At 40.4% G+C, this 16,043-nt stretch carries 8 protein-coding genes; 7 read left to right on the plus strand and 1 reads right to left on the minus strand.

Annotated features, from left to right (window positions below; all coding sequences use genetic code 11):
* Positions 1 to 221 precede the first annotated feature (221 nt).
* From ASG14_RS07730 to asnS, 5 genes are all read left to right on the plus strand, one after another.
* Positions 222 to 1,670, plus strand: coding sequence for a circularly permuted type 2 ATP-grasp protein (locus tag ASG14_RS07730; protein ID WP_056870507.1), 1,449 nt, complete (start codon positions 222 to 224; stop codon positions 1,668 to 1,670).
* A gap of 10 nt (positions 1,671 to 1,680) precedes the next feature.
* Complete coding sequence (locus ASG14_RS07735; protein ID WP_056870508.1) at positions 1,681 to 2,616, plus strand: alpha-E domain-containing protein; 936 nt, start codon at positions 1,681 to 1,683, stop codon at positions 2,614 to 2,616.
* A 53-nt stretch (positions 2,617 to 2,669) separates the two neighbouring features.
* Positions 2,670 to 3,656 carry a transglutaminase family protein gene (locus ASG14_RS07740; RefSeq protein ID WP_056870509.1) on the plus strand — a complete coding sequence of 329 codons (987 nt, stop codon included), beginning with the start codon at positions 2,670 to 2,672 and terminating at the stop codon, positions 3,654 to 3,656.
* A 270-nt stretch (positions 3,657 to 3,926) separates the two neighbouring features.
* On the plus strand, positions 3,927 to 5,573 hold the full coding sequence (locus ASG14_RS07745; protein WP_056870510.1) for a M28 family metallopeptidase: 1,647 nt from the start codon (positions 3,927 to 3,929) through the stop codon (positions 5,571 to 5,573).
* Positions 5,574 to 5,729: 156 nt separating this feature from the next.
* Positions 5,730 to 7,178, plus strand: coding sequence for an asparagine--tRNA ligase (asnS, locus tag ASG14_RS07750; RefSeq protein ID WP_056870511.1), 1,449 nt, complete (start codon positions 5,730 to 5,732; stop codon positions 7,176 to 7,178).
* A gap of 153 nt (positions 7,179 to 7,331) precedes the next feature.
* Here asnS and ASG14_RS07755 read toward each other — a convergent pair whose 3' ends face one another.
* Positions 7,332 to 8,993: an FMN-binding glutamate synthase family protein gene (locus ASG14_RS07755; RefSeq protein WP_056870512.1), complete on the minus strand. Its 1,662-nt coding sequence runs from the start codon at positions 8,991 to 8,993 to the stop codon at positions 7,332 to 7,334.
* Positions 8,994 to 9,204: 211 nt separating this feature from the next.
* Between ASG14_RS07755 and ASG14_RS07760 the strand changes: the two genes are divergently transcribed.
* Together ASG14_RS07760 and ASG14_RS07765 are read left to right on the plus strand one after the other, a co-directional pair.
* Positions 9,205 to 9,825, plus strand: a complete 621-nt coding sequence (locus ASG14_RS07760; protein WP_056870513.1) for an L-threonylcarbamoyladenylate synthase — start codon at positions 9,205 to 9,207, stop codon at positions 9,823 to 9,825.
* Positions 9,826 to 10,264: 439 nt separating this feature from the next.
* Positions 10,265 to 16,042, plus strand: a complete 5,778-nt coding sequence (locus ASG14_RS07765; RefSeq protein ID WP_056870514.1) for a CehA/McbA family metallohydrolase — start codon at positions 10,265 to 10,267, stop codon at positions 16,040 to 16,042.
* The last annotated feature ends 1 nt before the right edge of the window (position 16,043 follow it).

A 16,043-nucleotide genomic window follows, 5' to 3' on the forward strand; every position in this document is an offset into this window, starting at 1 on the left:
TAATAATAATTAACGAGCATTACAAATGTACAAACTTATTTGATATTTACAATAATAATTTAAAAAAAATGAATAATTTTTCAATTAAAACAATAATAGAATATAAATTCAACAGTAAAAAAGGCTAATTCAACAAAAAATACCGTAATAATTTAATTTTTAGTCAAAATAATAAAGTTTTATACGTTCAAAATCATACTTTAAACAAATATTTAAGTCGAATGATAGAAAATTTTATAAAAAATTACTTAAATCAACCGAATACTTACGATGAAATGTTTTTAAATAGTGATAATTTTCGAAATCACTATGCAAATTTCATCAATAATTTTTCCAGAGAATCTCTGGACAACCTGAACAAGAAAGAAGAACTTGCAAAAAAACTTTTCATGAGTCAGGGTATTACCTTTACGGTTTATGATAGTGGTGAAGGAATAGAGAAAATTTTTCCTTTCGATATCATTCCGCGTATCATTACCTCAAACGAATGGTTGTTTATCGAAAAAGGGATCAAACAACGCCTGAAGGCGCTAAATTTGTTTCTTAAAGATGTTTATAGCAATCAGTTTATTTTAAAAGATAAAATTGTTCCGACCAAGGTAATTTATTCTTGTCCGCATTTTTTGCGGGAAATGCATAACGTAAACGTTTTACACGACATATACATACATATTGCGGGCATCGACCTCATCCGCGACCACGATGGAACGTTTTATGTCCTTGAAGATAACCTGCGCACGCCATCTGGCGTAAGTTACATGCTCGAAAATCGCGAAATTACCAAAAGGCTATTTCCGGATTTAATTCCACAGTGCGGCGTAAGGAGCGTTACAGAGTATCCGGCTATTTTATATAAGAACCTTTTGGCGCTTTCACCAAGAGCGGTTTCTAACCCAACCATCGTAATGTTGAGCCCTGGCATGTACAACTCTGCTTATTATGAACATACCACACTAGCAAGGCTGATGGGTGTAGAACTGGTAGAAGGCCGCGACTTAGTTGTCAAAAATCAAAAGGTTTTCATGAAAACAACAACAGGCTTGCAACAAATCGATGTGATTTACCGCCGTGTTGACGATGATTATCTCGACCCGCTGGTTTTTAATCCCAACAGTGTACTGGGTGTTGCAGGATTGATGGCTGCTTACAGAAAGGGAAATGTGGCCATTGTAAATGCTGTTGGAAACGGTGTTGCCGATGATAAAGCGGTTTACACCTATGTTCCCGATATGATAAAATATTACCTGAACGAAGAGCCTATCTTAAAAAATGTACCTACCTACCAACTCAGTAACCGCGATGAACTTGAATACGTTTTTGCGAACATAAACAAAATGGTTATCAAAAAAACAAATGGCAGCGGCGGTTACGGAATGCTGATGGGCCATGATGCCGGCGAACAGGAAATAGAAGAATATAAGCTGGAGATTTTAAAAGATCCAAGAAACTTTATTGCTCAGCCAACCATCAGCCTTTCCTCTGCCCCATGCTTTATCAACGGGAAGCTTTCGCCCAGAAGGATAGACTTACGCCCTTTCGCCCTAAACGGGCCAGAGGGAATTTCAATAGTCCCAGGCGGGTTAACGAGAGTCGCTTTAAAAGAAGGTTCACTTGTAGTTAACAGTTCGCAAGGTGGCGGCAGTAAAGATACATGGGTTTTAACATCTTAAGAACAGGAATATGTTAAGTAGAGTAGCATCGAGCTTATATTGGTTAAGCAGATATGTAGAGCGCAGCGATGGTATGTTGCGCATGCTAAAGATAAATTACGCCTCATCACAAGATACGATTCAGGAATTTACCTGGAAACCGGTCATCAGAATTTTCTCTTCGGATGATGAAAATGAATTGTTGAACATCCAGCATGATAGTCGTGCAGTAATAGAGTACCTTTTATTAAACCGGGAGAATCCAAATTCAATTTTAAACATTATTACGCTTGCCCGAGAAAATGCAAGAAGTGTTCAGGAACACATTCCGAAAGATTTATGGCAATGCTTAAATGAATATTACCACACCGTAAAAGACGAAAAACTGCTTTGGTATGTACAAAAAGACGACCCGATTACGGCGCTGGATATTTTAATAAAGCAGGTTATGTTATACCACGGTACGGCAGACAGTACGATGGAACGCGGAGAAAGCCGCAGCTTTATGAAAATTGGAAAGCACCTGGAACGCAGCATTCAGTCGATAGATATATTAGACATCAAATTTAGTTCGATTAGCACCAATCCGGATTTACTTACCGATATCGCTTATTGGAAGCACCTTCTTTTATCGCTCGGAGGTTATGAATTGTACTTAAAAACCTACCGGCAGGGTTTTGATGCTAAAAATATCATCGAATTGGTGATGTTAAACAACGACTTTCCTCGCTCGGCGCTCTATTCGATGCACAACATAGAAAGATATTTTGGCAGACTTAAGAGTGAAAACAACATTGAGCATTACAATAACCTTTCATTTAAAATTGGCCGCTTAAGGAGTATGATAACTTACAGTTCGGTAAATACCATGGGTGAAACCGAATTACATGATTATTTAACGCAGATACGTGCCGAACTGTTCGGCATCGGAAACTCGTTAAATGAATTTTATTTCGCAAATTCATAAAACTGATCGTCCCTATTAGTCCAGATACAAATTAGAATAAACTAAAAGCATCTATGCCAGTTTTTAAAATTAAACACATTACCAATTACAAGTACGAATTACCTGTTAGGGATAGTGCAAACCAAATTATTTTGTTTCCGATTAAGGATGAGTTCCAAAAAGTTGTGCAACACGACCTGAATATTTCTGGCAGTCCGGAAATTGAAATTTTTATAGATTACTATGGAAATGAGGTTGGCACCTTTACGCAGAATGAAGCGCATAATCAGCTTAAAATCTTTTCGAAAGTTAGTGTAGAAACTTTTGCAAAGCCGCTTCCGCAGGATGATATGTTTAGCAGCGAACAATGGAATAGCCTGGAGGGCATTAAACATGAAGTTCCGTATATCGATTATTTACGTCAGGAAAGTTTTGATGGTATAAACCAGTTAAAAGAAACCGCCTTATCGATAAAAACTGAGGAAGATACACCCTACCAAACGGCCATTAAATATTGCGCACATGTATTTAGTACCTTCGAATACATAAAGGGCATAACGGCTGTTGATACCACGATAGAAGAAATAATGCAACTTAAGGCGGGTGTTTGCCAGGATTTTGCGCACGTTTTAACAGCAATGTTACGTTTAACAGGCATACCGGCACGTTACGTGAGTGGATACATTTGCCCCAACCGTGATGGTATGCGTGGCGAAGGTGCAACACACGCCTGGGCCGAAGCTTTTTTGCCTGAATATGGTTGGCTTGGCTTAGATCCAACGAACAACTGCATTTCGAACGAAAACCATGTCCGGCTTGCAGTTGGCCGGAACTTTACAGATTGCTCGCCCGTTAAAGGCGTTTACAAAGGTGGCTTTGAGCATATTATGGAAGTGAATGTTTCTGTTGGTTACAATGATGAAGATTTTAATGAAAACGAAAATTACTTTCAACCGAAAGAAGTTAATTACTCAAAGCCGTCTGCAACGGTAACATCGGCCAGAAAACAAAATAGCTACCAACAATATATGGAGGCGATGCAGCAGCAGCAACAGCAATAACCAGGATTTAAGGGTTAGGAACAATACACGATTACGATTAAAAAATATCCTCCAGTTTATTAACAATTAAAAAAGTCATCAGATGAATAAGTGCATTTTGCTTATATTCATCCGGTGACTTTTTGCATTACCGATGGGAGAATTATAAATGAGGAAAGAGCAATAATCAATAACGTATGGCCAATAATCGAAATGATATCATGGTGAACCAATAAACTAATGACTAATGAACCAATGAACTATTGAACCAATTAACCAATAAACAATAACATGAATAAAGCTAAAATAGGATTTCTGGCAGTGTTAAGCATTGCTGCATTATCCAACTGTAAAGAAAATAAACAATCGGAAAACTTAGGCCCGATTGATTCGGAAACCATAAAATCGCATATTTCCGTGCTGGCTAACGATTCTCTTCAGGGACGAAAGCCGTTTACCGAAGGAGAAACGAAAACCGTTAATTACATTTCATCAGAATTAAAAAAACTTGGTGTAGAACCTGGAAATGGCGAAAGCTACATTCAAAAAGTACCAATGGTAGAAGTTACCTCTACCCCATCAGAAAATATGGAAATTAGCGGCACAAAAGGAAACTTAACCTTTAAGGCAGTTAAGGACTTTGTAGCTTTTACGCGACGGGCACAAGACACGATACAGCTTAAGAACTCTCCACTGGTTTTTGCCGGTTACGGAATCGTTGCACCAGAATTTAAATGGAACGACTATAAAAATCTGGATGTCAGAGGCAAAACCGTTGTAGTGCTTATCAGCGACCCTGGTTTTCAGGCGAACGACAAAACAGTTTTCCGTGGTGATACCATGACTTACTACGGCCGCTGGACCTATAAATTTGAAGAAGCGGCAAGACAGGGCGCAGCCGGCATCATCATTATCCATCAAACAGAGCCTGCGAGTTACGGCTGGCAGGTAATTACAAGCAGTAACACAGGCTCGAGATTATATTTGCAGGCGGCAGATAAATATAAATCGAGGTGCAAACTGGAAGGTTGGATGACAGAAGAAGCCGCTACTAAACTATTGGCAAATGCCGGCATCACTGGCGACATTAGAGCATATGCAAGAAAGAAAGATTTCAAAGCGGTAAATCTGAACCAATCTGTTACTGTTGGACTAACGAACAAATACAAATATTCTACATCGCAAAATGTAATCGGCAAAATTACAGGCAGCAAACGCCCCGATGAAACTGTTATTTACACCGCACATTGGGACCACTTGGGTATCGGTAAAGCTATTAATGGCGATTCGGTTTATAACGGAGCGGTTGATAATGCAAGTGGAATTGCAGCGATGCTTGCTGTAGCCAAAGCATTTAAAAATGTAAAGGTAAAACCCGAAAGAACAATCGTTTTTCTGGCAGTAACTGCAGAAGAGCAGGGATTGTTAGGTTCTGAATATTATGCTTTGAACCCGCTATTCCCACTCAATAAAACGGTTGCCGATTTAAATATGGATGCGCTTGGATTTTATGGCGAAACAAAAGACATCTCCATAAAAGGCAAAGGACAAAATGAGGTGGAAGATTATATAACTGAAATTCTGAATACCAACAACCTCAAAGCCGTTGGTGATACAAGACCAAGCGCAGGTAGCTATTATCGCTCAGACCATTTTAATTTTGCCAAAGTTGGCGTACCGGCAATAGATATTGTAAATGGTTTCGATAGTAAAGAACATGGCGCAGACTGGGGTAAAAAGAAAAGGTTAGCTTATAATGAAAAGGACTATCATCAACCATCAGACAACTACACAACCGATATGAATGTGGGTGGCTTTGCACAAATTGGCAACATATTATTTAGCGCTGGTTACAAATTGAGCAACGAAACAACTTTCCCGGGTTGGAAACCAGGTTCGGAGTTTAATGCAGCGAGAGATAAATCTATGCAAAAATAAACGTTCCATTAGCTTTTTTGTTTGATACAACCGCCTGGACTTGTTTTGTAAAACAGCAGCGTGGTGGTCAATTAGAATTAACAATTTAAACATTTAACCAATTCAAATAATCTAACTCAATTTTTTTCATAAATTTGCGCCTTTTACAAATACGATATGATTAAGAGACAGCAAATTAAAGATTTATTAAAATCGACTGCATTTGGCGCAGAGGTAACGGTTATGGGATGGGTTAGAACTTTCCGTAATAATCAGTTTATCGCATTAAATGATGGAAGTTGCATGGGCAATATCCAGGTAGTTATTGATTTTAATAATTTACCTGATGAGCTGTTAAAAAGAATAACCACTGGCGCTGCCATTTCCGCAACAGGAAAGTTAGTAGAATCGTTGGGAAAAGGTCAGACGGTAGAAATTAAAGCCACATCAGTTGAAATTTTAGGCGATAGCGACCCGGAAAAATTCCCTCTCCAGCCTAAGAAGCACAGCTTAGAGTTTTTACGTGAAATCGCACACCTGCGTTTCAGAACTAATACTTTTAACGCAGTTTTTAAGGTTCGCCATGCATTGGCTTTCGCTATTCATCAGTTTTACAACGAACGCGGATTTGTTTACATGCATACGCCGGTGATTACCGCTAGTGATGCAGAAGGCGCAGGTGAGATGTTTAAGGTAACAACATTAGATTTCGACAATACGCCCCGTACAGATGAAGGTAAAGTAGATTTCTCGCAGGATTTCTTTGCCCGTGCTACCAACTTAACGGTTTCAGGTCAGCTTGAAGGTGAATTGGCGGCAATGGCGTTCGGGCAGATTTATACGTTTGGCCCAACCTTTAGAGCCGAAAACTCGAACACAACTCGCCATTTGGCAGAATTCTGGATGATTGAACCTGAAGTTGCTTTTGCAGATTTGGAGGATAACATGCAGCTTGCGGAAGATATGATGAAGTATGTTATTAAATATGCTTTAGACAATTGCAAGGATGAGCTCGAGTTTTTAAATACCCGTTTGGCCGAAGAAGATAAGCAAAAACCTCAAAATGAGCGCAGCGAATTTAGTTTATTGGAAAAACTCGATTTCTGTTTGGCAAATGAGTTTGAACGCTTAACCTATACAGAGGCAATTAGAATTTTAAAGTCTTCAAAACCAAATCAGAAAAAACAATTTAAGTATTTAATTGATGAGTGGGGTGCTGATTTGCAAAGTGAACACGAGAGATACCTGGTAGAAAAACATTTTAAAAAACCGGTTATCTTAACAGATTATCCTGCAGATATTAAGTCGTTTTACATGCGCCAGAATGAACCTGATGCAGAAGGCAGACAAACTGTTGCGGCAATGGATATTTTATTCCCCGGAATTGGCGAAATGATTGGCGGTTCGCAGCGTGAGGAGCGTTTAGACCGCTTGACAAAACGTATGGAAGATATGAATATACCTCAGGACGAGCTGTGGTGGTACCTCGATACCCGCCGTTTCGGTTCGGCACCACATGCCGGTTTTGGTTTAGGTTTCGAACGCCTCGTTTTATTTGTGACGGGAATGACAAACATCCGCGACGTAATTGCTTTTCCCCGTTTCCCAAAAAACGCCGAGTTTTAGTTAGTAGTAACAGCTAAAAAGTAGAGACTAAAGCTAAAAGAATAATCATAAAAAAACCGTTTGAGCTATTCAAACGGTTTTTTTGTATCTATAATAAGAAGTGTTGTGGTTCGTGGAACCGGCCTATTGATGTTTCGTAGGAGGCTGAATAATCTACCTTCCCTCCTCGTGCATGGTATCGCTATATGGATTCGCATGCGAATAATCGACTGCCGATACTTTATAATCTGTTGGCGCAAAACTTTGCGAGCTACTTAAAGCCATTCCTAATTCGAAACGGGTTGGATAAGGAGTTTGCAACAAACTACCTGCCGGGATGTATGGAAAACTCTCCAGGTAGGATTGCATCACACTCGGACTCACCCGCCTGTTAATGTATGCCCTGCTAAGTTGACTTGGCTCCCTTAAACCCGCAGCCCCCAGTAACTCAACAGCGCTTGCAACTGTTAGGTTATGAAAATTCTTTACACGAACAGTCTTGTCTTCAACCACCAAACCTTTCATTAAACTCTGATCTTGCGTGGCTACACCTGTGGGGCAGGTATTGCTGTTACATTCGAGCGCCTGTATACAACCCAAAGCAAACATCATCCCGCGGGCCGCATTGCACATATCTGCGCCCAAAGCAATGTTTTTAACCAGGTCGAAGCCGGTAGCCACCTTGCCCGATGCGATAATTTTTATGTGTTTCTTTAAATCGAAACCGTTCAGCACGTCATACACAAAAGCAACACCCTCGCGTAAAGGCATACCTACAGAGTTCGAAAATTCCTGAGGCGCAGCCCCTGTTCCACCCTCGCCACCATCAACGGTAATAAAATCGGGGTAAATGCCAGTTTCAACCATCGCTTTGCAAATTGCATAAAACTCACTTTTCCTGCCGATGCACAATTTAAACCCAACAGGTTTCCCGTCTGATAAATCCCTAAGCTTTTTCACAAACTCTAATAAACCAATGGGCGAATTAAATGCAGAGTGTGCCGGTGGCGACAGTACATCTTTTCCTTCTGGCACCAAACGAATTCTTGCAACTTCAGCAGTAACCTTTTTTGCTGGCAACATGCCGCCATGTCCTGGTTTTGCTCCCTGCGACAACTTAATTTCTATCATTTTAACCTGCGCTGTTTTAGCCCGCTCGGCATAGGCATCGTAATTAAACGTGCCATCATTGTTTCTGCAACCAAAGTAGCCTGTTCCAATCTGCCAGATTAAATCGCCGCCCGGCTGGCGATGATAATCGCTGATGCCACCTTCTCCGGTATTGTGCGCAAAATTTCCCATCTTGGCTCCGCCGTTTAAAGCTAAAATTGCATTCTGACTTAGAGAGCCGAAACTCATGGCCGAGATATTGTAAATGCTTGCCGAATATGGTTGTTTGCACGTTGGTCCGCCGACTAAAACCCTTGGATCACTGTTCAGTTCGTGGTGTGATATTGCTGCAATACTATGGCTCAACCACTCGTAACCGTTTTCGTAAACATTCAGCTGTGTTCCGAATGGGATTGTATCATTATCTTTTTTTGCCCGTTGATAAATTAAAGAACGGTTAAGTCGGTTGTAAGGTGTTCCGTTCGTATCGCTTTCCACGAAATATTGATAAACCTTCGGTCGCAACTCTTCCATAAAATACCTTAGGCGACCGAAAACCGGGTAATTACGAACAATACTATGTTTCGGTTGATACAAATCGTAAATACCAAGAAGTACAAACGGGCCGGTGAAAAGGAATGTCCACCACAGAAACGGATGATACAAGCCCAACATAATGGTTAAGGCAATTAAAAAGGCAGCAATTGCTACAAAAGCTTTTCTCATGTTTTGTCAATTTACGTATGTATCTGCATTGCAGATGATTATTGAGTCATTTTTCAGTTGGAAGAAATCGGCGTTATGGATTCATTTCTTATTTAACTTTCAATAAACATCAAAATTAAATATAATAAAGCGATGTACAACTATTATAGATATTTAGAATCTTTATTACCGTTCTTAAACAACTCACACCATTAATTGTTATTTTTGAACCATGCTTATCAAAATATACCCAGAAAATCCCAACGAAAGAGCTATTGAGCAAGTTGTTGATGTGCTACGAAAAGGAGGAATAATTATTTATCCAACAGATACGGTATATGGTTTAGGTTGCGATATTACTAATCCAAAAGCGATTGAAAAGATTGCCAGAATACGAGGTATAAAGCCTGAAAAAGCAAATTTTTCTTTCATTTGCCATGATTTAAGTCACATTTCTGATTTTATTAAGCCTATAGATAATACCACTTTCAGGATATTAAAGAAAGCTTTGCCAGGTCCTTTCACCTTTATTTTTAACGCGAATAACAATGTTCCAAAGCTGTTAAGCTCCAACAAAAAAACTGTGGGTATCCGTGTACCAGATAATAACATTGCCAGGTGTATTGTTAAAGAATTAGGCAATCCAATTCTTTCTACATCGATTAAAGATGATGATGAATTGATTGAATATTCTACAGACCCAGAACTAATACATGAGAAATATGAAGATTTGGTAGACCTTGTAATTGATGGCGGGTATGGCGACAACGAAGCTTCTACAGTTATTGATTGTACCACAGGTGAGTTCGAAATTATCAGGGAAGGAAAAGGAAACATCGAGGATTTTCTTTAATCAAATACTATCGCTATACTATTTTTATCAACATTGGAAACAATCTTCTTTATAATCGATAAATTTATGTGATGAACGGCTAACTACCGTTTATGCAAACCACAAACTAATTTAACATCCCCTCAACATTGAATTAATATTCGAAACCTATTTTCGCATCCTAAACATCCCCTATGACGAAAAAACTACTTCCATAAAGCTGTTTGCCAGCTCAACCATTTGCTAGTCAAATGTTACCAACCTATTTCGTTTTAATTTAAGCTCTTCAATGGAGCTTACCTTCGCCTGATGGGTTAATTATCTAGTTTTCATCCTTAACAATCTGAATGGTAAAACTTTACATTTAAAGTTTCGTTATAACCGATCTTAACTGAAACGATTCTGTTTCCGGTTATTCAGCATTTCGCTAATAAATCATTTTATATCCCTATAAAATCATATGAAAAAAATTTTACTACTCTCATTGGTATTTCTTATTTCCACACATTTGTTTTCTCAGGTAAGCTTAACAACCTCACCTTATACAGAAAACTTTGATGGAATTGGAGCAGGTCTTCCAAATGGATTTACTGTTAGAACAGGTGCCAATGCAACTAACTTAGGCACTATTGCTGCGTTTACAACTACGGCCACGGCCTGGAACAACGCCACCGGTGCATTTAAAAATTTTGCTTCGGCAACCGCAGGTTCTACGGCAATAGCTACTGCGCAAGCTGCAGCTGCAGATCGAGCATTGGGCTTGAGGCAGACTGCTGCAGTTGGTGATGGCAATGGCGCTTTTGTCTTTCAGCTTGCTAATACCACAGGAAAGACGAATTTTAAATTAAGCTTCAACCTTCAGTCTCTGGATGCATCTTCACCTAGGGTAGCCACATGGCGTGTTGATTATGGCATAGGGGCTACGCCAACTACATTCACTGCACCAACAACTACAGGAACACTAATTACCGGAAATACTCAATTTACAAACAACCAGATTAGCGTTGATTTTGGCAGCGCCCTGGATAATAATGCAAACAATGTATGGATTAGGATTGTAAACTTAACTACAACAACAGGTTCAGGAAACAGACCATCTACAGGAGTAGACAATTTCAATTTAACGTTTACCGCTGGTTCCGGCACTGCTACACCAACATTGGTAGCTACCCCAACTAATTTAGCTTTCGGAAATCAAACAATAGCTACAAATTCTGCCAGTCAAAGTTTTACGTTAGCTGGCACAAATTTAACTGCTAACGCAAACATTACCACAACGTTGCCTTTCACAGTATCAAAAGACAATACAAATTTCAGCAATTCAATCTCTTACACGCTTTCAGAGATATCAACCACGCCCACAGTTTATGTAAGATTTCGTCCTACAGTCACTGGATCTGCTACAAGTAATGTGGTAATTTCGAGTACCGGTACAACTGCAGTAAATGTTGCATTAACAGGAACCGGGGTTGCTGGTGATGTAACGCCTCCCGCTACAACAAACACTTATCCCAAGGTTACAAATGCAACGCTTAATACCCTTGATTTAACAAATAACATTAACGAAAACGGAACAAGTTATTACGTTTTACTTACATCAGGTGCTGCTGCGCCGAGTCCGGTGCAGGTTAAAGTTGGTTTAGACGCGAACGGTTCGCCCGCACTTAAAGCGGCTTCCTTTCCAAATAATGCAAATGCTGATGCTACAACTACGATAAGTGGCTTAATGACAAATACAACATACCGGATTTACGTCGTTTCAGAAGATGCAGCTCTAAATTTGCAAACCACAGTTTCATCGGTTGATGCATCAACAAGCAATCCGCCCCTGGTAAGTGCACCAATAATTATAAGCCAATACTATGAGGGAACATCAACCAATAAATGGATTGAGCTGACCAACCTAAGCAATACGCCAATCAATACTGCGTCGCCTCAGTTAAAGTTAGCGCTTTACAACATTTCAGGCGATGCCGGAACAATAAACATTACCGGAGCTCCATCGCAAATCGTAAATTTAAATTTCACTATACCGGCACGGGGTTCTGTTATTTTAGGAAACACCGGCAATAGCAACACCGATGTACCGTATTTAAGTCCGGCAAGTGCTATTCAAAACAGCAACACCGTTATTAACTTTAATGGTAATGACGGCATTGCCTTGCTAGATGCTAACAATAACATAATTGATGCGTTCGGACAAGGCGTTAATGCTAAAGATGTTTCTTATGTAAGAAGCTTAAATGTTACAGCACCTAGTCCGGCTTATGTGGATAACGACTGGACCAGAACTGCCCTGGCAATCGTTCAAAATGCAATTGATGACGACGATGTAAACCGATTAGGTGTTCATTTTCCGCCAAATCTGCCTGTTTGCGCCGCACCGTCTTCCCCTGCAACAACATTAACTTTTACAACTGTTACCACCAATAGCATTACCGCAGCTTTCACCAAGTCGGCGGATGCAAATGAATACTTAATTATCAGAAGTTTAAATGCAACTTTAAGTGCCCTACCTTTTGATGGAACTGTTTACAATGTTGGTTCTGCTTTTGGAGGCGGCATCATTGCAAACAGAATTGTAAGAAATACTTTTACTGATAACGCCTTAACGGATAATACAAGCTATAATTATTTCATCATTCCGCTAAATAACATTTCTTGTACGGGTGGACCGAAATATTTAAACACAGGAATTTTAACAGGAAAACAGGCAACAAAAGCCTTATTGCCATGTACCGCACCAGTTTCACAGCCAACAAACTTCACCATAACCTCTTCAAATTACAACTTTATACAGGGGGCATTTACACCTACCAGCAATGCTGATGAATATTTGGTAGTGATGAGTACCAGCAATACCTTAAGTGCTGCACCGGTAAACCAAACTACATACACAGTTGGCGACCAGCTGGGTGGCGGTATTGTAGTAAAAAGAGGAACGGGTAATACGTTCATTAGAAATGGTTTAACACAAAACACAAATTACTACTTTTTTATATTTTCAATTAACAGCGCCTGCAGTGGCGGACCGCTATATTTAACTACGCAGCCGCTTTTGGGGAACCTGAAAACGGGCATCTTAGAACTTAATAAATTAAATTTTTATTATGGAAACTTGCACAGCCATAGCAGTTATTCTGACGGAAATAAGGATGATTTAACCAAGAAACCGGAAGATGACTATGCCTTTGCCAAGAACTCCATGAATTTGGATTTCCTTGGAATTTCTGAACATAACCACACCCAGGCGGGCATGTCGCTGGCGAGCTGGCAACCGGGAATTGATGCTGCAAAGCGGGCAACCACATCAACTTTCGTTGCCATGCACGGTATGGAGTGGGGTGTAATAAGTGGTGGCGGACACGTAATTGTTTACGGTATAGATTCATTGATTGGATGGGAACCGGGTGAAAATCAAATTTATGTCCCGAAAAGTGTGTATACGGGTGCAACCGGATTATTCAGAATTATTAATAGACATGGCCTTAATGCTGTGGCAACATTGGCGCATCCAAACACAACAGATTATAACAACATTTCTGCCACATATGATTTAAGTGCCGACAGCGCAATCGTTGGAACAGCCCTGGAAAGTGGACCGGCATTTTCAACCAACATTACCTATTCAGACCCGGCCAGCTCTATGAGTTATCTGAGTTATTACAACCGTATGCTGGCCAAAGGCTATCACCTTGGCGCAAGTATCGACCATGACAACCACAACTTAACTTTTGGCCGGCATACAAGAGCCCGTTTAGTGGTGCTCGCTCCTGCCCTTACCGAAAATGATTTATTGGATGCAATTAAAAAAATGCGCTTTTATGCTTCGCAGGATTCGGCTGCAAAAATAGTTTTCACCATAAATAAACAACCTGTTGGAAGTGTATTTAAAACTGCTGGTGCACCATTAATTGAAGTTACTTCTGTTACCACAAGTCCGGTAACCAGTATTAAGATTCTTTATGGAACACCGGGAAGTAGCGTAAATCCGGTAGAATTAACTACAAGTACATCAACAAGTTTAAGCTATACCGATAATGCTTTAGCGAATTTATCCACAGGGTATTATTATGCCGATATTTTAGAGGCAGATGGAAGTAGAATTATCACCTCACCAATCTGGTACTCCCGTGATGACGCAACCGTTAAAAAGGACCAAAACATAACCTTCGCTGCAACCAAAACAGTGACCTATGGAGACCCTGATTTCCCTGCAGGTGCAAGCAGTGACAATACAGCGATAAACATAACTTACACCAGTAGCGATACCAATATTGCAACAGTAAATAACAATGATATCCATATTGTTAAAGCTGGAACAGTTACTATCTCCGCTAACCAGACAGGTGATACATTTTTCAATCAGGCAGTGGCGAAACAACAGGTTTTAACAATAGTGCCTAAACCGATCACCGTAACTGCTGATGCAAAAACAAAAGTGGAATCTACCGTAGACCCGGCTTTTACGTACAGCGCTAGCCCTGCGCTTATAGGCGCCGATGCATTTACAGGTACATTGAGCAGAAACCCGGGCGAAACCGCGGGAAATTATGCCATCACTCAAGGGTCATTAGCACTTTCAAGCAATTACGCAATAAATTACAAGCCAGCTAATTTGCTAATTTACGCGAAACCTGCAGCAACTTTAAGCGGCAATGTTTCTGTGGCTTTAAATGCAACGGCGCCGGTAATTACCTTCACTGCCGCAGCCGGCAATGCACCTTTTACATTTACCTACAATATTAATGGCGGTGGAAACCAAACCATAACTTCATCTACAAATACTGCAACCGTAACCGCATCAACAGCAACAGTTGGCACATTTGTGTATACGGTTACCAGTATAAGCGATGCTAACAGCACACAAACACAAAATGTAACTACAACGGTGAAAGTTAATCCAATTCCTGTTGCAACTATTAGCGGCACAACTGCTGTTTGCATCAATGGCAATGCACCTATCATTACATTTACGGGTAGAAACGGAACCGCACCTTATGTTTTCACTTATAACATCAATGGAGGAACGAGTCAGACTTTAACAACCTCCGGCACAAACACAAGCGTTACTTTAACCGCACCGGCAAATGTAGCTGGAATTTTCAATTACAATTTGTTAAGCGTGGCTGACGTAAACGCATCGCAAAACCAAACAGGCACAGCTATTGTAAACATCAGGCCTTTGGCTACTGCAACGATTGCTGGTTCAACAGCGACGCCACAAAATAGCACAGCCCCAACCTTAACCTTTACCGGGGCAAATGGAACTGCACCATACACTTTCACCTACAATATTAACGGTGGAACAAACAGAACAATAGTTTCAACAGGTAATACCGCAATAATTACAGCGCCAACAACAACTGTTGGAACCTTTGTATATAATTTAGTTAGCGTAGCTGATGTAAACTGCGGTCAGCCCCAAACTGGTACAGCGACCATCCTGGTTCGTCCGCTACCGGTGGCAACCATTAGTGGTACAACTTCAGTTTGTAATTTTAGCAGCCCGCCGGTAATTACGTTTACGGGTTCGGGTGGTACTGCGCCATACACATTTACGTATACCCTAAACGGCGGTAGTAATCAAACGGTTAGTACGAATACCGCTTCGGCCACTGTGGCTGCACCAACTGGCGCTACCGGTACTTTTGTGTACGCACTGGTAAGCGTAGCTGATGCTTACGGAACGCAAACCCAAACTGGGAATGCAACGGTTACTGTAAATCAGCTGCCTGTAATTGCCATTAGCAGCAATAAAGGGATCAGCATATCTAAAGGCGAAGCAATTATTTTAACGGCGACCGGCGGTACTCAATACAACTGGACAGGTGCAGACATGACCAGCGGACAAAATGCTGCAGCCGTAACCATCCGCCCAAAACAGAGCGGAAATTATCGCGTTTTGGTAACCAACGCCAGTGGTTGCACAGCTGAGCAAAGTATCTTCATTAATGTTGTCGATGATTATAAATTAGAAGCAAGCACAGTGGTTACGCCAAATGGCGATGGTTATAATGATAAGTTCATTATCAAAAACATCGATTATTATCCAAACAACACTTTGAGAATTTTTGACAAAGCCGGGCGCATACTATACACCAAAAGAACATACGCCAATGATTGGGATGGAACTATAAATGGCAGTCCGCTCGCCGAAGGAACTTATTATTACATCATCGATTTAGGAAACAACATTGGTACTTTCAAAGGATTTATTAACATCATCAGAGACTAAT

The organism is Pedobacter sp. Leaf194 (assembly GCF_001423945.1).
Classification (GTDB): Bacteria; Bacteroidota; Bacteroidia; order Sphingobacteriales; family Sphingobacteriaceae; genus Pedobacter.